The organism is Marinobacter zhanjiangensis (genome assembly GCF_014651935.1).
Taxonomy (GTDB): Bacteria; Pseudomonadota; Gammaproteobacteria; order Pseudomonadales; family Oleiphilaceae; genus Marinobacter; species Marinobacter zhanjiangensis.
In genome coordinates this window covers 170,355-188,049 of sequence record NZ_BMXV01000003.1, presented here as the reverse complement: position 1 = coordinate 188,049, position 17,695 = coordinate 170,355, and the positions used below count along the sequence as shown (strand labels likewise).

Annotated in this window: 17 protein-coding genes; 6 read left to right on the top strand and 11 right to left on the bottom strand. The window is 60.2% G+C overall.

Annotation, left to right across the window (positions count from 1 at the left end; all coding sequences use genetic code 11):
- Positions 1-2: 2 nt before the first annotated feature.
- The 8 genes from IE079_RS07550 to ffh all read right to left on the bottom strand — a co-directional run bounded on the left by IE079_RS07550 (position 3) and on the right by ffh (position 6,888).
- Positions 3-1,304 carry a homoserine dehydrogenase gene (locus IE079_RS07550; protein ID WP_189575067.1) on the bottom strand — a complete coding sequence of 434 codons (1,302 nt, stop codon included), beginning with the start codon at positions 1,302-1,304 and terminating at the stop codon, positions 3-5.
- Between the two features lie 95 nt (positions 1,305-1,399).
- Complete coding sequence (locus tag IE079_RS07545; protein WP_189575064.1) at positions 1,400-2,158, bottom strand: thioredoxin fold domain-containing protein; 759 nt, start codon at positions 2,156-2,158, stop codon at positions 1,400-1,402.
- 163 nt (positions 2,159-2,321) lie between these two features.
- On the bottom strand, positions 2,322-3,263 hold the full coding sequence (gene xerD, locus IE079_RS07540) for a site-specific tyrosine recombinase XerD (RefSeq protein ID WP_189575062.1): 942 nt from the start codon (positions 3,261-3,263) through the stop codon (positions 2,322-2,324).
- Between the two features lie 154 nt (positions 3,264-3,417).
- On the bottom strand, positions 3,418-3,774 hold the full coding sequence (rplS, locus tag IE079_RS07535) for a 50S ribosomal protein L19 (RefSeq protein ID WP_189575060.1): 357 nt from the start codon (positions 3,772-3,774) through the stop codon (positions 3,418-3,420).
- Between the two features lie 40 nt (positions 3,775-3,814).
- Positions 3,815-4,561, bottom strand: a complete 747-nt coding sequence (gene trmD / locus IE079_RS07530) for a tRNA (guanosine(37)-N1)-methyltransferase TrmD (protein ID WP_189575058.1) — start codon at positions 4,559-4,561, stop codon at positions 3,815-3,817.
- 2 nt (positions 4,562-4,563) lie between these two features.
- Positions 4,564-5,091 (bottom strand): ribosome maturation factor RimM, encoded by a 528-nt coding sequence (gene rimM, locus IE079_RS07525; RefSeq protein WP_189575056.1) that lies wholly within the window; start codon positions 5,089-5,091, stop codon positions 4,564-4,566.
- Between the two features lie 22 nt (positions 5,092-5,113).
- Positions 5,114-5,356: a 30S ribosomal protein S16 gene (rpsP, locus tag IE079_RS07520; protein ID WP_189575054.1), complete on the bottom strand. Its 243-nt coding sequence runs from the start codon at positions 5,354-5,356 to the stop codon at positions 5,114-5,116.
- Between the two features lie 143 nt (positions 5,357-5,499).
- Positions 5,500-6,888: a signal recognition particle protein gene (ffh, locus tag IE079_RS07515; RefSeq protein WP_189575052.1), complete on the bottom strand. Its 1,389-nt coding sequence runs from the start codon at positions 6,886-6,888 to the stop codon at positions 5,500-5,502.
- A 229-nt stretch (positions 6,889-7,117) separates the two neighbouring features.
- Here ffh and IE079_RS07510 point away from each other — a divergent pair, with 229 nt between their 5' ends.
- The 4 genes from IE079_RS07510 to IE079_RS07495 all read left to right on the top strand — a co-directional run bounded on the left by IE079_RS07510 (position 7,118) and on the right by IE079_RS07495 (position 12,500).
- Positions 7,118-7,924 carry a cytochrome C assembly family protein gene (locus tag IE079_RS07510; RefSeq protein WP_189575050.1) on the top strand — a complete coding sequence of 269 codons (807 nt, stop codon included), beginning with the start codon at positions 7,118-7,120 and terminating at the stop codon, positions 7,922-7,924.
- A gap of 59 nt (positions 7,925-7,983) precedes the next feature.
- Positions 7,984-9,273 carry an HlyC/CorC family transporter gene (locus IE079_RS07505; RefSeq protein ID WP_189575048.1) on the top strand — a complete coding sequence of 430 codons (1,290 nt, stop codon included), beginning with the start codon at positions 7,984-7,986 and terminating at the stop codon, positions 9,271-9,273.
- Between the two features lie 151 nt (positions 9,274-9,424).
- Entirely contained in the window at positions 9,425-10,027 is a 603-nt protein-coding gene (locus tag IE079_RS07500) for a Yip1 family protein (protein WP_189575046.1), read from the top strand.
- Between the two features lie 226 nt (positions 10,028-10,253).
- Positions 10,254-12,500, top strand: a complete 2,247-nt coding sequence (locus tag IE079_RS07495) for a DUF1631 domain-containing protein (protein WP_189575044.1) — start codon at positions 10,254-10,256, stop codon at positions 12,498-12,500.
- A gap of 86 nt (positions 12,501-12,586) precedes the next feature.
- On the opposite strand, the gene grxD is transcribed toward IE079_RS07495, so the two are convergent.
- The gene (gene grxD / locus IE079_RS07490; protein ID WP_189575042.1) at positions 12,587-12,913 is read right to left on the bottom strand and encodes a Grx4 family monothiol glutaredoxin; all 327 of its coding nucleotides are present in this window, start codon (positions 12,911-12,913) and stop codon (positions 12,587-12,589) included.
- Between the two features lie 308 nt (positions 12,914-13,221).
- On the opposite strand from grxD, the gene argF reads away from it, so the two are divergent.
- Complete coding sequence (gene argF, locus IE079_RS07485; protein ID WP_189575039.1) at positions 13,222-14,139, top strand: ornithine carbamoyltransferase; 918 nt, start codon at positions 13,222-13,224, stop codon at positions 14,137-14,139.
- Between the two features lie 35 nt (positions 14,140-14,174).
- Positions 14,175-15,245, top strand: coding sequence for an ABC transporter ATP-binding protein (locus IE079_RS07480; RefSeq protein WP_227712374.1), 1,071 nt, complete (start codon positions 14,175-14,177; stop codon positions 15,243-15,245).
- 22 nt (positions 15,246-15,267) lie between these two features.
- On the opposite strand, the gene IE079_RS07475 is transcribed toward IE079_RS07480, so the two are convergent.
- Positions 15,268-16,818, bottom strand: coding sequence for an ATP-binding protein (locus IE079_RS07475; RefSeq protein ID WP_189575037.1), 1,551 nt, complete (start codon positions 16,816-16,818; stop codon positions 15,268-15,270).
- Between the two features lie 54 nt (positions 16,819-16,872).
- Complete coding sequence (locus tag IE079_RS07470) at positions 16,873-17,619, bottom strand: response regulator (protein ID WP_189575035.1); 747 nt, start codon at positions 17,617-17,619, stop codon at positions 16,873-16,875.
- Between the last annotated feature and the right edge of the window lie 76 nt (positions 17,620-17,695).

The following is a 17,695-nucleotide window of genomic DNA, read 5'->3' as shown; positions in this document are numbered from 1 at the left end:
TGTCAGTTGAAGTTTTCTGCGCGGATGCGGACAACCTGATCGTCCACCTCATCCAGGGCTTCCAGATCCTCGATAGCCTGGTTGACCTGACGTTCCTGCACCGTGTGGGTAAGGATAATCACCGGAATCCGACCGTCATGGACCTCGGATTCCTTCTGCATGATGGATTCGATATTGATGCCATGCTCACTGAGAATGGAAGCCACCTTCGCCAGCACACCCGGACGGTCCAGGGCCTGGATACGCAGATAGTAGGCTGACTGGGTGAACTCCATGGGCAGCACTTCCAGATTCTCGATGGCATCCGGCGCAAAGCCCAGATAAGGCACGCGGCCTGCGCCGCCTCCCTGGATGGTCCGGGCCACATCGACGATGTCCGCAATCACCGCGGAGGCGGTCGCCTCGTCACCGGCGCCCGGCCCGTAATACATGGTCTGGCCCACGGCATCGCCATCCACCAGAACAGCGTTGAGCACACCGTCCACCTGCGCAATCAGGTGACTACGGGGAACCAGGGTGGGGTGAACCCGCAGTTCGATACCGCCTTCCCGGCGACGGGCAATGCCCAGGTGCTTGACGCGATAGCCCAGCAATTCGGCATGGGCAATGTCATAGGGAGTCAGACGGGAGATGCCCTCGGTGTAGGCACGCTCGAACTGAAGCGGCACCCCGAAGCTGGCGGAGGCCATGATGGTGAGCTTGTGGGCGGCGTCCACCCCTTCCACATCGAAGGTGGGGTCTGCTTCGGCGTAGCCCAGGTCCTGGGCTTCCTGCAGCACCTCGTTGAACGCCCGGCCCTTGCGCATCTCGGTGAGGATGAAGTTGCCGGTGCCGTTGATGATGCCGGCCAGCCAGTCAATGCGGTTGGCCGCCAGACCTTCACGAATGGCCTTGATGACCGGAATACCCCCGGCAACGCCGGCCTCGTAGGCAACCACCACGCCGGCCTTGTCGGCAGCCTCGAAGATTTCGTTACCGTGGACAGCAATCAACGCCTTGTTGGCGGTGACCACATGCTTGCCCCCGGCAATGGCAGCCAGAACCAGCTCCAGGGCGGCTTCATAGCCACCGATCAGCTCGACGACGATATCCACATCCGGATCGTTGACCACATCCATGATATCGGTACTGAAGGGAATATCTCCCAGGTCGATATCATCCCGCCAGGTACGTGTCGCCACTCGTGCGGTCCGGATACTGCAACCAGCACGACCGGAAATCAGGCCGGCATTCCTGGCCAGCACGTTAAACGTTCCGCCACCGACGGTTCCCAATCCGCAGATTCCGACCCTGACTTCTTTCAAGCTGCCACCTCAATGCCCGTTAAATGAATAGCGCGCATAGTATACCGATTAGCAAGGCTCAGAACAGCACCGGCCGTGCCATTACCCGTGGCAGCTCACAGCAACCCCAGGCCTTCGGCCAGCTTCTCTGCCGGTACGTAGCCACGAATCATCTCGCCATCTTCCAGCAGGATCGCCGGCGTACCGGTCACACCCACCTGCTGACCCAGGCGATACTGCTCGGCCACCGGGTTTTCGCAGGTGATTTCCTCAACCTGTTCACCGGCTTTGGCCTGGCTCATGGCAGCCTGCGGGTCATCCGCACACCACACCGACTCATATTTACGGAACGAGGGGGTACCAGGCCCCGAGCGAGGAAAGGCATAGTAGTTTACGGTGATACCAAGCTCGTTAAGACGATCCATTTCGTCATGCAGCTTGCGGCAATAGGGACAATCGATATCGGTGAACACATCCACCACGGCCTGCTCCTCGTCCGCCTTGAAAGTGATCAGTCCTTCCTCGCCGTAAGCCGCCATGGTTTCGCCCCGCTCGCCGGCCCTGGCCTGCTCGGTAACGTTGACCACACCCTCGTCGGTGAGCTGCAACAGTTCACCGGCAATAATGTACTCGCCGTCTTCAGTGGCGTAGATCATGTCGCGGTTGTTGGTCCGGACTTCATACAGCCCCGGTACCGCCGACTCCGACACATCATCAACCCTCAGACCGGGAACCGACTGGTTCAGCCGTTCAGTGATGGTTTCTTCGGGACTTGCCGCATGAACGGCGGGGACAAAAGCCAACAGGCACAACGCCAGACCGGCGATCAGACCGGCTGCCGGGGCTGGCAACAATCGGAAGAAAATGTGACTCATGAATATTCCTGCGTACTGGGTAAAAGAAGTGAATGGGTGTCAATCGGGGCCTCAGTAAATCAGAGCCGTGGTACCGAGGCAATTGCCCGATAACCCTAATGTGACTGAGGCGGGAGGAAAAAGTTCAGCGGATAAACTCTGCGAAACTCCCGGGCGTGGATGATCAACCCCGGGGATGATGGCTCTGGTGCAGATCCTGCAAACGCTGGCGCGCCACATGAGTATAGATCTGGGTGGTGGACAGATCCGCATGTCCCAGCAGCATCTGTACCACACGCAGGTCAGCACCATGATTCAGCAGGTGGGTGGCAAAAGCATGGCGCAGTGTGTGTGGCGACAGTTTTTTCGCGATGCCGGCGCGCCGGGCGTAATGCCTGACCCGGTACCAGAACGCCTGGCGCGTCATGGCACTGCCCCGGTTGCCGGGAAACAGGTCATCGCTGACGCGTCCCCTCAGCAAATCACTTCTGGCTTCATTCATGTAACGCAGCAACCAGTCAATCGCCTCTTCCCCCAGCGGGACCAGGCGATCCTTGTCGCCCTTGCCGGTAACCCGGACCACACCCTGGCGCAGGTTGACCTGATCCACCCTCAGGGACACCAGCTCGGTCACCCGCAGCCCGCAACCGTAGAGGATCTCCAACATGGCCCGGTCCCGAAGCTCCAGGCGCTCGTCCTGAACCCGGTCACCCAGAGGCTCATCGAGCAACGCCTCAACATCGGTTTCCGACAGTGAATCCGGCAGGCGGCGGGACAGGCGAGGACTTTCGATCCGCAAGGTGGGGTCTTCCGCAATCAGCTTCTCCCGTAGCAGATAGCGGAAGAAACGCCGGAGCCCCGACAGGCGACGGGCCGCAGTGGCATTCTTGCGACCCTCGACAAAAGCGGCGGATATCCAGCCCAGCAGGTCGTCGCGACCGGCTTGCTGCAGTAAAGGGGCTGCTGGCCGCTCCGCCAGCCAGTGAGACAGCTGGCGCAGATCACTGCCATAGGCGGCACGGGTTTTCTCGCCCAGACCGTCTTCCAGCCACAAGGCGTCCAGGAACCGCTGGATAAGCTGATCATCCTCATCCCTGATCGCGCTATTCGGGGTACGTGTACTCATGCCCCCGGACCTCCGCAAGAGTGGCACGCCCTGACGGCGACTGTCCCATCGATTGCTGGCCGCCCGACGCGAAAAAGGGCAGCCGGAGCCGCCCTTTTCGAGAACACTGCCACCGGTTTGCAAACCCGCCGCAGAGTCTTCAACCGGACTGGAATCAGCCCAGCTTTTCCTTGATCCGTGCAGCCTTGCCGGACAGTTCGCGCAGGTAGTAAAGCTTGGCCTGACGAACATCGCCGCGACGCTTCACGGAAATGCTGTCGATCAGACGGGAAAACGTCTGGAAAGTACGCTCAACACCCACACCATAGGATACCTTGCGAACGGTGAAGGAGGAGTTCATGCCACGGTTGCGCTTGCCGATAACCACACCTTCAAACGCCTGCAGACGCTCACGGTTACCTTCAGTTACGCGAACCTGAACAACCACGGTGTCGCCCGGTGCAAATTGCGGGGCTTCCCTGGTCATCTGTTCGTTTTCAATCTGACTGATGATGTCGTTCTTGCCACTCATCGTACTGTGCTCCTGATACCCAATCTCATAATGCCCTGATTCAATCAGAGGCACCCGGTTCGTTTAAAATCTCGTCCAGCAGCTCACGCTCTTCGTCCGTCAGCACCCGCTGCTCCAGCAGGTCGGGGCGTCGCTCCCGGGTTCGCCTCAGCGACTCTTTCAGCCGCCATCGCCGGATCTGTTCGTGGTGACCGCCCAGCAATACCTCCGGCACCGCCTGACCTTCGTATATCTCGGGCCTGGTGTAGTGCGGACAATCCAGCAGACCGTCAGCAAAGGAATCCTGCTCTGCTGACTGCGCATGACCCAGCGCTCCGGGGATGAGGCGTGCAACCGCATCAATGACGGCCATGGCCGCCAGCTCGCCACCGGAGAGCACAAAGTCCCCCAGTGACACTTCCCGATCGACTTCCGTCGAGATCAGGCGTTCGTCCACACCCTCGTAGCGACCTGCCACGAGAATCAGACTGTCCTGTGAAGCCAGAGACTCCACCACCTGCTGGTTCATCCGCTCGCCCTGGGGCGACAGGTAAACCACACAAGCGTTGCCCGGCGCCTCCTTGCGGGCGGCATGAATCGCATCCCGCAGCGGCTGAATCTTCATCAGCATACCGGGACCACCGCCGTAGGGCCGGTCATCCACCGTACGATGCCGGTCATGGGTAAAGTCCCGGGGGTTCCAGCGCTGAAGGGTCAGTAACCCGTCACGCACTGCCCTGCTGGTGACCCCGTAATCGGTGACCGCGCCGAACATGTCGGGAAACAGACTGACCGCGCCAATCCACACCCTCAGAACTCCGGGTCCCAGTCCACCACCAGCCGACCGGCCGCCAGATCCACCTCACGAACCACGTCGTCCGGCAAATAGGGGATCAGGCGCTCGCGCTGATCAATGGAGGCGTCATCCGCCTTGACGATCAGAACGTCATTGGACCCCGTTTCCAGCAGGTGATCCACCTTGCCCAGGCGCTCACCCTCTACCGTGTACACGGACAGCTGTTCCAGCTGATACCAGTAGTACTCACCTTCCGGTAGATCCGGAAGTTCCGACAACGGCACCCGGATCTCGGCGCCGCCGTAGGTCCGGGCCAGGTCACGGTCATCGATGCCCTTGAGCTTGACCACGATCCCCTGCCCCTGGCGGCGACCGGTGTCAAGCTCGGCGGCGATACGCTTGCCGTCATGGACCAGCGTCCAGTGACGGTAGCTCAGTATGCCGTCCACGGGGTCTGTGTAGGAGTAGACCTTGAGCCACCCCTTGACCCCGAAGACCGAGGTAATCCGGCCGATCACAGTTTCCTGTGGATGCTGCGCCATGCCAGAACCCCGGTAAAGACTATTACTTGCCAGCAGTCTTCAGCAGCTGTGCAACACGCTCGGAGGGCTGTGCGCCCTGCTTGATCCAGTGGTCCACACGCTCCTGGTCAATACGCAGGCGCTCTTCCTGGCCACGGGCGACCGGATTGAAGAAACCTACACGCTCAATAAAACGACCATCGCGGGCGTTGCGGCTGTCTGTTACTGCCAAGTGGTAGAACGGACGCTTCTTGGCGCCGCCACGAGCCAAACGGATTGTTACCATTTCGACCAATATCCTGTTCTGTTTTGCGAACTTTATACGATGCGCGCCAGCCACAACTGCGCTGCCACGTCGACCCATACTCGAAAGGGGCGCTATTCTATGCTAATTCCCCGGTAAAGAAAACAGGCAACCGGTGCCGATTTCTACCTACGGCCCATAGGCGGCATTCCGCCACCACCGCCACCCGGTGGCATCATGCCTTGCATACCCCGCATCATGTTCTGCATGCCACCTTTCTTGCCAAACTTTTTCATCATCTTCTGCATCTGCTTGTGCTGCTTGAGCAGACGATTGATGTCCTGGATCTGGGTACCGGAACCCGCGGCGATACGACGCTTGCGGGAGTTGTTGATGCTGTCGGGGTAACGGCGCTCCTTGGGCGTCATGGAACAGATAATGGCCTCCATCTGCCCGAAGGACTTGTCGCTGACCTGGCTCTGGGCCATCTGGGCCATTTGCCCCATACCAGGCAACTTGTCCAGCATGCCGGCCATGCCGCCCATACTTTTCATCTGCTGCAGCTGGTCGCGGAAATCCTCCAGATCGAAGCTTTTGCCCTTCTTGATCTTCCTGGTGAGCTTTTCGGCCTTCTGCTTGTCGAGCTTGCGCTCGGCTTCCTCTACCAGCGAAAGCACATCGCCCATGCCCAGAATCCGTGACGCCACCCGGTCCGGATGGAACGGCTCCAGGGCATCGGTTTTCTCGCCCACACCCATGAACTTGATGGGCTTGCCGGTGATGTGCCGCACGGACAAGGCCGCACCACCCCGTGCATCGCCGTCCGTCTTGGTCAGTACCACACCGGTCAGCGGCAAGGCGTCGCTGAACGCCTTGGCGGTATTGGCAGCGTCCTGGCCGGTCATGGCGTCCACCACGAACAGGGTTTCTGCCGGACTGACGGCCTTGTGCAGGCGCCCGATCTCGCCCATCATCTGCTCGTCCACGTGCAGACGACCGGCGGTATCCAGGATCACCACATCGATATGCTTCTTGCGGGCGGCGTCGATGGCACCTTCGGCGATCGCCACCGGGTCCTGGTCCGCGGAGCTGGGGAAAAATTCTACCCCCACCTCACCGGCCAGGGTTTCCAGCTGTTTGATGGCAGCCGGCCGGTAGACGTCAGCACTCACCACCAGCACGGATTTCTTTTCCCGTTCAGTGAGCAGGCGGGCAAGCTTGGCAACCGTGGTGGTCTTGCCCGCACCCTGCAGGCCGGCCATCATGATCACCGCCGGCGGGCGCACGGACAGGTTCAGCTTCTCGTCGCCGGACCCCATCACCTGCTCCAGCTCCTGCTGGACCACCTTCACGAACACCTGGCCCGGCGAGAGGCTGCGTTGTACCTCCTGGCCCAGCGCCCGCTGGCGCACGCCCTCGACAAAGGACTTGACCACTGGCAGGGCGACATCAGCCTCCAGCAGGGCCATGCGAACTTCGCGCAGCGTTTCCTTTATATTGTCATCGGTCAGCTTGGCCTGGCCGGAAATTTTCCTGAGACTCCCCGAGAGTCGGTCTGTCAGGTTTTCAAACATGGTGGTATCCGTAAGCCCTGAAGAATGAATTGCTGAAACGTCCGGATCATGCCGGGCCGCCAGAAAAATGGCCCAAGAGCATGACAGCAAACGCAAACCGGTTGATTCCGGTTGCACAATCACGACATTATAACCAGACTAACGCGCTGAAACGACCAGCCCGGCAAATTCCACCGCCTGTTAAGCAGGAAGCCCGGACCTTATCACATAACCACCAGCCAGGAATGCCATGGGAACGCTGATTCTCGCCGTAACCACCCTGTTCCTCTACAGCATTGGTACCGCCTTGCAGGCGCTGAGCTTCCGCGGACACATTGATATCAACAAACGTGTGGTCACCATTATCGGCGGCCTGGGCCTGGTGGCCCACAGTCTCCTGTTGTGGCAGACACTGTTCGTCGGCGGCGCCCTGAACCTGGGTTTCTTCCAGAGCTCGTTGCTGATCTCCTGGCTGGTGGTGGTCATCCTGCTGGTGATGAACCACAGCAAGCCGGTGGACAGCCTGTTCCTAGGCGCCTACCCGCTGGCCAGCCTGACCGTGGTCGCCGCCCTGTTGACCCACACACCGCCACGCTTCATTCAGCGGGACGACTGGGGCATCCTGTCCCACATCGCGCTGTCAGTCACGGCTTACAGCCTGTTTACCCTGGCCGCCGGCCAGGCCCTGCTGCTGTATTTCCAGAACCGCCAGCTGAAACACAACTACAACAGCCCCCTGGTGCGCAGCCTGCCACCACTGCAGACCATGGAGTCCCTGCTGTTCGAGCTGCTGTGGGCGGGGGTCATTCTGCTGGTACTGGCCATTGTCACCGGCGCCCTGTTCGTCAGCGACCTGTTCGCCCAGGACCTGGCCCACAAGACCGTGTTCTCGCTGATCTCCCTGGCGGTATTTGCCGCCCTGCTGATTGGCCGGCAGACCCAGGGTTGGCGTGGCATCACCGCAAGCCGCTGGACCCTGGCCGGTTGCGCTCTGCTGATGCTGGCCTATTATGGCAGCAAGTTTGTGCTGGAACTGGTCTTTCACCGGGCCGGCTGACAGCAGCAGACACGACGACGGTTTCCCATGCTCACCCGCAATAAGAAGGACCCCCTCTCTTGAACGAGGCATCGCTCACGGCGCTGTTCATACTGCTCGCCGGCCTGATTGTCCTGTCGGCATTCTTTTCCAGCTCGGAAACCGGGATGATGTCCCTGAACCGGTATCGCCTCAAGCACCTGGCCAAAACCGGTCACCGTGGCGCACGCCGCGCACAGGGCCTGCTGCAGCGGACCGATCAGTTGATCGGCGTCATCCTGATCGGCAACAATTTCGTCAACATCTTTGCCTCGGCCATCGCCACGGTGATTGCCATGAGGCTCTGGGGAGACGCCGGCATTGCCATCGCCACTGTGGCACTGACCATCGTAATCCTGATCTTCGCGGAAGTGACGCCAAAGACTCTGGCAGCCCTGTTTCCGGAAAAAATCGCTTTCCCCGCAAGCTATGTTCTCGGCCCCCTACTGAAGACCCTCTACCCGGTGGTGTGGGCAGTTAACCTGTTCACCGGAGCCATTCTCCGATTGCTGCGCATTTCCACGGACGATGCCAGCTCCGATCATCTTTCGCGGGAGGAACTGCGCACGCTGGTGAATGAATCCGGCGCCCTGATCCCCTCCAAACACAAGGACATGCTGGTCAGCATACTGGATCTGGAAAAGGTCACGGTGAATGACATCATCGTGCCCCGCAACGAAATCGTGGGCGTGGACCTGGAGGACGACATGGATACCATCCTGCGCCAGCTACGCACCAGCCAGCATACCCGGCTCCCGATCTACAAGGGCGACATCAACAACATCCAGGGTGTTTTGCACCTGCGCAATATCTCGCGCCTGCTGATGCAGGAAGACATCAATAAGGCGATGCTCATGCAGCTCTCCCGGGAGCCCTACTTCATACCGGAAAGCACGCCACTGAATACCCAGTTGATCAACTTCCAGAAAGCCAAGCGCCGTTTCGGCATCGTGGTGGACGAGTACGGCGATGTCCTGGGGATCGCGACCCTGGAAGACATACTCGAGGAAATCGTGGGCGACTTCACCACCGACTACTCGGAGACCAGCCCGGACATCATCCCCCAGGACAACGGCACTTTCATCATCGATGGCAGCGCTGCCCTGCGGATCATCAACAAGGACCTGGGCTGGAAACTGCCGACCGACGGCCCCAAGACCCTCAACGGCCTGATCACCGAGACCCTGGAGACCATCCCGGACACCAACGTGTGCCTGGTTATCCATGGCCATCGCACCGAGGTCCTGCAAATCAAGGACAATGTGGTAAAGGCTGCCATCGTTCACCCGCTACCGAAGAAAAAGGCGTTCCGGCGCAAAAAGGCCACTTGAGTCTTATGCCCTTTAGGTCTAACCGGACATTTTTAGAAAGATCATGATTTAAGCAGTTTCTTGACCGGACGACCTCCTGTACCCAAAACTGCAAGCGTGCGACCCATTGCCGCACCCAACAACAATAAAGGAAATGCAGAGGAGAAGGTCCATGAGCCTTTCACACACCTTCGGGCTGTTTACACACCCCGACAAAGAATGGAAAGCGATTCGCGAGGAATCCGAATCAGTCAGCAAGCTGTACTTCGGCCACATCCTCTTGCTGGCTCTGATTCCCGTTGCCGCAGCTTTTTACGGCACCACCCAGGTGGGCTGGCAGGTGGGAGGCAGTCAGCTGATAAAACTGACCACCAGCAGCGCACTGCAATTATGCGCCCTGGCCTATATGGCGATGCTGGCAGGCGTTTTCATCATTGGCAAGTTCATCGATTTCTTTGCCGCGACCTACGATGTCAAGGAATCCACACCCCGGGGCGTTACCCTGGCGGCCTACACGGCCACTCCCATTTTCCTGCTGGGCGTGACGGCGGTCTACCCGAACATCTGGGTCAATATGGCTGTGGGTACGGCAGCCGTCGCCTATGCGGTCTACCTTCTGTACGAAGGCCTGCCGATACTCATGAAGATTCCTGAAGACCGGGGCTTCATGTTTGCATCGTCCGTGCTGACCGTGGGCCTGGTGATGTTTGTCGGACTGCTGGCGATCAGCGTTGTCATCTGGAGCATGGGTATCGGTCCACAGTACGTCAGCTGACACCTGCCACCTCTGCTTCCCGGTAACAGGCCGACCCGCAAGGGCCGGCCTGTTTATTAAGGAAATAACCGAAGTACCCGTTGTTGGCCGGGAAGGGAACTGATTATCTGATTAACAATAATTAATCGTGTAACCCCGGCAGGTTTTGCGATAGATTACGCATATAAAGAACCAATTCAGAGTAAGCTCGGTAACGTATCCGGTTGAGGCGTATCAGGAGTCAGCCATGAACAGACAATCCGGCATACATTACCTGCACGATCGTCAGGGTGCGGGGTCGCCGGTATCCGTTCCTCCGGAAGTAACCCGCATCCGTGACACGGTGGTCGCCGGCCTGGGCGATCTGTTGCAGGGGGCATTCGATGCCGTCGATGATTCCCTGTTCGAACTGGCCAATAACGCCCGCAGCAACAATGAGCAGAACCGCTATTTCGAAGCCATGCGGGAAATCCGCATCAAGCGCAAGGGTGTCGAGAAGCAGTTCCAGCATTCTGTGGGAGCCCTCTTCGAGCATCCGCCTCTGGCGGACGCTGACCAGCAATCCCAGGACCAGCAAGCGCATCAGGAGGCCGCCTCGGCCGAAAGCCTTTCCCTGGTACAGGACGATGACCTGGAAGAGCAGGTAGCCCTGAGCGCCATGATTTCCAAGGCACGTGCCTATTTCCAGGGGCCACTCCTGCAACTGCAGACCCGGTTTACGGTCATCTACCCCGGTGCGTCGGAAGAGCGCCCCGTCAACCCGATGCTGCCGGATTATGTCTGTCGTGCCTTTGCCGACGCCGCCGGCGCCTTCGAGATCCAGATTCGTGAGCGGCTGATTGTTCTCAAGCAGTTCGACCGCTATGTGGTCGCCAATCTTGGCATGCTGATGGACGAGGCCAACCGGATTCTTGTCCAGGCCGGCGTTGTGCCCAACTTCCGTTATCAGGGCAAAACCCGCCACGAGAGCGCCGAAACCGCGAAGGCTGATGCGCCCGGCCAGGGTGGGCCCGACAGCCATCAGGCAGCGGAAGCGCAGGAAAGCTATCAGGCCCGGGAAAACGACGCCCTGTTCCAGCAGATCCGCCAACTACTGGCCGAGCAGCGCGGGCACCGCAGCTATAGCACCAGTCATTACGGTGGCGGGCAGGGTCATGGCGGCACCGAAATCCATATTGTTGGCGGCGCCGAACTGCTGCATATGCTGTCCAGGGCATCCGCCAACACCGCCGGCCAGAATACCGCCCGCGGAAACCTGAGTGCCGGCGAACCGGTGACAGTGGATTTGCGGGACCTGATCGAGCATGTCCTCGAGACTCACCAGCCCGAGGATGGCAAACAGCCGGCACTGCAGGAAATGGACGAGGACCTGATCAACCTCGTGGCCATGCTGTTCGAGTTCATCCTTGATGACTACAACCTGTCCGCACCTATCCAGGTGCTGATCAGCCGGCTTCAGATCCCGATCCTGAAGGTGGTCATCAAGGACAAGTCCTTCTTCAGCCGCGCCAATCACCCGGCCAGAAAGCTGCTCAACTCCCTGGCTCGCGCCGGTATCGGCTGGAGCAACGCCGATGAAAAGTCCCGCGACAAACTCTACGAGCAGATCCATAACATTGTTGCCCGGATTCTGGACGAGTTCGATGGTGATGTTCAGCTTTTCGAAACCCTGGGCGAGGAATTCGACCAGTTCCTGACCCGGGAGAATCGCAAGGCCTCGCTGGTCGAGCAGCGTACCCGTGAATCCGAGCGCGGACGTATCAAGTCCCAGAAAGCACAGGACACCGTGGACCGCCTGCTCAAGGAGAAACTGGCCCGGCGGCCGGTTCCACCAGCCATTCACGATATCCTGGTGAACGGCTGGAGCAGGGTGATGTTCCTGGCTTATCTGCGCAACGATGTGGAACACCGCTGGGAGCAGTCGGTGCGAGTGGTGGATGACCTGATCTGGTGCCTGCACCCCCACCTGGACGACGACGAAAGGGACCAGTGGGTACGGGTGGTGCCGCGCTTGCTGAAAGCCCTGCGCGCCGGTCTGGAGGAAGTGTCCTACAACTCATCCCGTCTCGACGAGATGATGGCCCAACTCAAACACGAACTGACCGAGGCATTCCGTAACCTGGCGCTTGCCGAAGCCAGGGAACCGGACGATCTGGAGCCCGAGCAGCCGTTACCCGAAGACACCATGGAGCCGGAAGAGCCGCTGGAAGCGGGCGTTGCCGAATACCTGCCCGAGATTGACGCCATCAATGTGGGCCAGTGGGTGGAGTTCCGCCTGGTCAACGGCTCCAGCTTCCGCTGCAAGCTCTCCGCCATTATTGACGAGGCGGACTCCTTCGTCTTCGTCAACCGCATGGGCCTGAAAGTGATCGAGAAAACCCGGGTGGACCTGGCTCATGAGATGCAACGTGGCCGGCTGACGGTACTGGAACAGGGCGCCCTGATCGACCGGGCCCTTGACGCCGTGGTCGGCACGCTTCGCAAGCAGGCCTGACAGGGCAAGCTCAATGCTCAATCAAAAAAAGCGCCCCGCGAGGCGCTTTTCTGGTTCTTACAGGCTTGTTATCGCCAGGTTCCGGCTCAGGCTTCCTGCTCTTTGGCAGCGGCCTTGACCATTTCTGCCAGCTCACCGGATTCGGACAGCTCCAGCACGATGTCGCAACCACCCACCAGCTCTCCGTTGATGTACAGCTGGGGATAGGTCGGCCAGTTGGAGTAGCTCTTGAGTTCCTCGCGCAGCTCCTGATTGTCCAGGATGTTCACAAACGCGAACCGCTCGCCGCAGGCCATCAGCGCCTGCACGGTACGGGACGAGAATCCGCACTGGGGCGCCTGCGGCGTACCCTTCATGTAGATAATGATCGGGTTTTCTTCCAGTTGGCTCTTGATCTGCTCGTTGATATCCACAATTTCACCTCATGCAAACGGTATGGAACTGAAATCTATTGTACACGGGAACCGCAATCCCGACCAACACACTCAGGTAATAGCGCCAGTGTCCTGGACGGCGCACTGGATTGTCATACCCCCGGGAACCCTATAGACTTATTGCTTTTCGTCCACATGGACCATCGAAGCCCCTCGGAAAATCCTGACAAACAATCGCTCAGGGCTATCCCGGGGGCTTCTCAATCAAGGCCGCACAGCCGGTGCGAAAACGCATTCCGGCATGTTTTCTATTTGCTGTCGGCCAGGAAATCACAACGGGCATCGCCATGGCTGCAAGACACTTTCTGACACTCAATGACCTGACCATCAACGAACTGAGCGACCTGCTGGACCATGCCAGCTTCCTGCGCCGCGAATGGCAAGCCGGAAAGGTCCGCAACAGCCTTGGCAACCGGGTGCTGGCGATGATCTTCGAAAAGTCGTCCACACGCACCCGGGTATCTTTCGAGGCGGGCATGTCACAACTCGGCGGCAGCGCCCTGTTTCTGTCCCCCCGGGACACCCAGCTGGGCCGTGGGGAACCTATTGAGGATTCCGCCAGGGTCATCTCCAGCATGGTGGATGCCGTAATGATCCGCACCTTCGCCCACGACAAGGTAGACCGGTTCGCCAAGGTTTCCCAGGTACCGGTTATCAACGCCCTGACGGATGACTTCCACCCCTGCCAGCTACTCGCGGATCTGCAGACCTACCGGGAACACCGGGGCAACATCGCCGGCGCCACCGTGACCTGGGTGGGCGATGGCAACAACATGTGCAACTCATACATCAATGCGGCCCGCCTTTTCGGTTTCCACCTTAACGTCGCGTGCCCGCAAGGTTATGCCCCCGACAGTGGACTGCTGGATACCCACCAGGACTGCGTCACAGTCTTCGACGACCCCCGGGAAGCCGCCCGTGGAGCCAACCTGATCGTCACGGATGTCTGGGCCTCCATGGGGCAGGAACAGGAAGCCGATGCTCGCCGGAAAATCTTCACGCCCTACCAGGTCAATCCTGCCCTGATGGATCTGGCGGCGACGGATGCCCTGTTCATGCATTGCCTGCCGGCCCACCGTGGCGAGGAAATTTCCGATGAGATGCTGGACCATCCGGGCTCAGTGGTCTGGGACGAGGCGGAAAACCGGCTGCACGCCCAGAAGGCACTGCTGGAATTCCTGATTCTCGGAAAACTGGAGCAGTAGAGCCCATCAGCCATTCAACCGGATCGGAGTAGCCCATGCCACCACCCAACCTGATGCCAGACAGCTGGCTGCTGGATGTAAGGGCGCTGGGCTGTGGCTATGGCTCGGCCAACGTTGTGTCCGACGTCCGGTTTGCCCTTGGTCATGGTGATATCGGCTGCCTGCTCGGTCCCAGCGGATGCGGCAAGAGCACAATATTGCGGGCCCTTGCCGGGTTCCTGCCCATCAGCGAGGGCGAAATCCGGCTCAACGATCAGGCCATCAGCGTGCCCGGCTTCACCCTGCCCCCGGAGCAACGGCGGATCGGCATGGTGTTCCAGGATTATGCCCTGTTCCCGCACCTGACCATTGCCGAGAACGTTGGCTTTGGCCTGAAAGGGTTGAGCCGGGACGAAAAGCGCATCAAGACCGCCTCACTGCTGGAGCTGGTCCACCTTCAGGACCTCGCGGACAAGTACCCCCACCAGTTGTCCGGCGGCCAGCAACAAAGGGTTGCCCTGGCGCGGGCGCTGGCACCGGAACCGACCCTGATTCTGCTGGATGAGCCGTTCTCCAACCTGGATGCGGACCTGCGCCGGCGCCTGAGCCTGGATGTGCGGGATATTCTCAAGGAACTGGGCATCAGCGCCCTGCTGGTCACCCACGACCAGCAGGAAGCCTTCGCCATGTGTGACCAGGTGGCCGTGCTCAAGGATGGCCAGGTGCAACAATGGGACGTGCCCTACAATCTCTACCATGAGCCGGCCAATCGATTTGTGGCAGGCTTTGTGGGTCAGGGCGCGTTTGTTCCGGGAACGGCCAGTGGAGCGGATACCATTGAATCCGAACTGGGCAGCCTGACGGGCAAGCGTAACCGCCAGTGGCGGGCCGGCACTTTACTGGACGTACTGATCCGGCCAGACGACATCGTCTATGATCCGGACTCCGACCTGAAACCCAGGGTGGTGGAAAAGACTTTCGCGGGCACCTCCACCCTCTACCGGTTCCGTCTGTCAGACGATACCGAATTCGAGGCACTGTTCCGCAGCCATCTGGATTTCCGGCTGGGGGAACACGTTCCCGTACGGGTGGAGGCCGACCACCTGATCGCCTTCCAGCGCACCTGAGAATACCCGATGAGTTTGCGGGTTATTGACGGCGGGGCCACACCAGGCTGAAGCGCGCGCCGCCAAGCTCCGGACTGCGACCGACGAATGACTGGCCGCCGTGCCAGAACAGGATGCGCCGGACAATGGAGAGCCCCAGCCCGTACCCCCCCGAGTTCCTGGTGCGGCTGTCGTCCAGCCGGGCAAAGGCACTGAACACTTTCTCCCATTCCTGTTCCGGCACACCGGGGCCATCATCCTCAACGTCGATACGGCAGTTTTCCTCGTCCAGCAGACAGCGGACCCTGACCTCGCCACGGGCATAACGGCAGGCGTTACCTACCAGGTTCTGGATCGCCCGATGCAGATAACGGGGCTCGATATCACTCTCCGAGAAGACCTCGGACGCTTCCGGGATCACTGCCTCGATATTGGCGCCGGGGTGAATCACCTGCTGCTCCTCCACCACCTGGCGCACGATATCGGTCACCCGACCGGGGCGCAGCCTGAACACCGGCCCGCCCTGCTCCAGGCGGGCATAGGTGAGAATCTCGTCAATCAGCTCATCCAGCTCCTGGATGTCGTTATCAATACCGTCAAGCTGCCGCTGCAGGGCTTGCCCGTCCCTTGCCGTCTCGATCATCTGCACGCCGAAACGGATGCGGGCTACGGGCGTTCGCAGCTCATGGGAGACGGCATGAATCATTTCCCGCTGCACTTCCACCAGGCGCTGGATCTGGTCTGCCATACCGTTGAAGGAGCGGGACAGACGGGACACCAGGTTGCCCTGCCCCGGCTCTACCCGCGCCTCCAGTTCGCCCCGGGAGATGCGCACCGCGACCGACTCCACCGTTCTCAGGTTCTGGTCCAGGTCACGCATCAATAGCCGCACGGCAATCAGCAGCACCAGTCCCGCCAGCACAACCAGAAGCAGCAACACCGGCCCGGGCAGGGAATGAAACCCCGCCGGCATTGTCATCCGCATCAGCGAACCGTCTTCCAGACGCAGCATGACCTGCCCCTGCCGATCATCGCCAAAGAAAACCGCGTCCTGTCCGGTCAGCTGCTCCAGCACCTCCGGCGGCGGCAATCGACCAGCACGGTCGACAACACCCAAAGTGACGTTGAGTTCCCTGGCGAGCAAACGTGACATTTCGTCATAATCATCCGGCCCCGCCTGATTCATGTGCCACAGCACCGTCAGCGCGGTGGCTTCGGCGATACTCCGGTACAGATTGCGCAGGCGCAGCGACAGCACACCGCCCGTGGACCTGGCGACCAGAGCCCTCGGGCCCACCTGATCGGACAGCACCGGTGTCTGCCCGTAGTGCAGGCGCTCCCGGATCACCGGGTCCAGGGACAGCCGGTCGGCGCTGGTGATCTGAAAGTCGTAAAGGGGAGAGAGCCAGTGGTACTGCTGCCCCGGGGAAGGGGTACGGGCCAGCCACGTCATCAATGGCTCCACCAGCTGCTCCTGCCACGCCTGGTGGCGCACCGACGCCAGCCCCCACCACACCAGGGAACAGACAAGGGTAATCAACACCGCGAGGCCGGCCAGACGGGCGAACAACTTGATCGTAAAGCTAAAGGGCATGTGTAGTGTGCCTTAACACAAGTGTCCCGTCAGGCGATGCTGCCCGGTGGTCGGTCAGGCTTCCTTGACGAACAGGTAGCCTTTACTGCGAACGGTCTTGATGCGACGGGGGTGCACCGGATCATCGCCGATCTTGGGGCGAATGCGGGACACTCTGACGTCAATCGACCGGTCCTGACCATCATACTCGATGCCACGCAGGGCAGTGAATATCTCCTCGCGGCTGAGCACCCGGCCGGCGCTGCGGGCCAACAACCAGAGCAGGTCAAACTCGGCACTGGTCAGGTCGATGCTCTCGTCATTCAGCCAGGCCTCCCGCATGGAGCGGTCCACCACCAGGTCGTTGAACTGCAGCCTTACTGGCTCCTCGGGGGAGTCGCCAATGCCTTCCTCACCCTCTGACCCGGCGGGGCCACCAGCCCGGCGAAGCAGGGCGCGTATGCGAGCCAGCAGGACCCGGGGCTTGACCGGCTTGCTGACATAGTCATCTGCCCCCATCTCAAGGCCCAGCACCTGATCCAGGTCATCACTGCGAGCCGTCAGCATGATGATCGGACCCTGGTAGAAGGGACGCACTCGCCGACAGATGGACAGGCCGTCCTCTCCCGGCAGCATCAGGTCCAGCACCACGAGATCCGGCCGTTCATTGCGGATACGCTCAACGGCATTGCCACCGTGGCTTTCATGAGTGACCACCAGACCGTTGCTTTCAAGGTACTCCCTTGTCAGGTCTGCCAGACGTTCGTCGTCCTCAACAATGAGAATTCGCCAGCCTTCGTTTGTCTGTTCCACGCCATCCATCTCTGTTTGTGTTGTTATCTGTCAGAGAACGTCCCGGCTCTCGGGACGCCCCCTTTCCTTGCTTGCCGTCGGGCGC

Excerpts from the sequence above, each read along its gene's own strand:
- IE079_RS07545 (WP_189575064.1), bottom strand. The coding sequence starts at position 2,158 with ATGAGTCACATTTTCTTCCGATTGTTGCCAGCCCCGGCAGCCGGTCTG.
- xerD (WP_189575062.1), bottom strand. The coding sequence starts at position 3,263 with ATGAGTACACGTACCCCGAATAGCGCGATCAGGGATGAGGATGATCAG.
- rplS (WP_189575060.1), bottom strand. The coding sequence starts at position 3,774 with ATGAGTGGCAAGAACGACATCATCAGTCAGATTGAAAACGAACAGATG.
- rimM (WP_189575056.1), bottom strand. The coding sequence starts at position 5,091 with ATGGCGCAGCATCCACAGGAAACTGTGATCGGCCGGATTACCTCGGTC.
- rpsP (WP_189575054.1), bottom strand. The coding sequence starts at position 5,356 with ATGGTAACAATCCGTTTGGCTCGTGGCGGCGCCAAGAAGCGTCCGTTC.
- ffh (WP_189575052.1), bottom strand. The coding sequence starts at position 6,888 with ATGTTTGAAAACCTGACAGACCGACTCTCGGGGAGTCTCAGGAAAATT.
- IE079_RS07510 (WP_189575050.1), top strand. The coding sequence starts at position 7,118 with ATGGGAACGCTGATTCTCGCCGTAACCACCCTGTTCCTCTACAGCATT.
- IE079_RS07500 (WP_189575046.1), top strand. The coding sequence starts at position 9,425 with ATGAGCCTTTCACACACCTTCGGGCTGTTTACACACCCCGACAAAGAA.
- IE079_RS07495 (WP_189575044.1), top strand. The coding sequence starts at position 10,254 with ATGAACAGACAATCCGGCATACATTACCTGCACGATCGTCAGGGTGCG.
- argF (WP_189575039.1), top strand. The coding sequence starts at position 13,222 with ATGGCTGCAAGACACTTTCTGACACTCAATGACCTGACCATCAACGAA.
- IE079_RS07480 (WP_227712374.1), top strand. The coding sequence starts at position 14,175 with ATGCCACCACCCAACCTGATGCCAGACAGCTGGCTGCTGGATGTAAGG.
- IE079_RS07475 (WP_189575037.1), bottom strand. The coding sequence starts at position 16,818 with ATGCCCTTTAGCTTTACGATCAAGTTGTTCGCCCGTCTGGCCGGCCTC.
- IE079_RS07470 (WP_189575035.1), bottom strand. The coding sequence starts at position 17,619 with ATGGATGGCGTGGAACAGACAAACGAAGGCTGGCGAATTCTCATTGTT.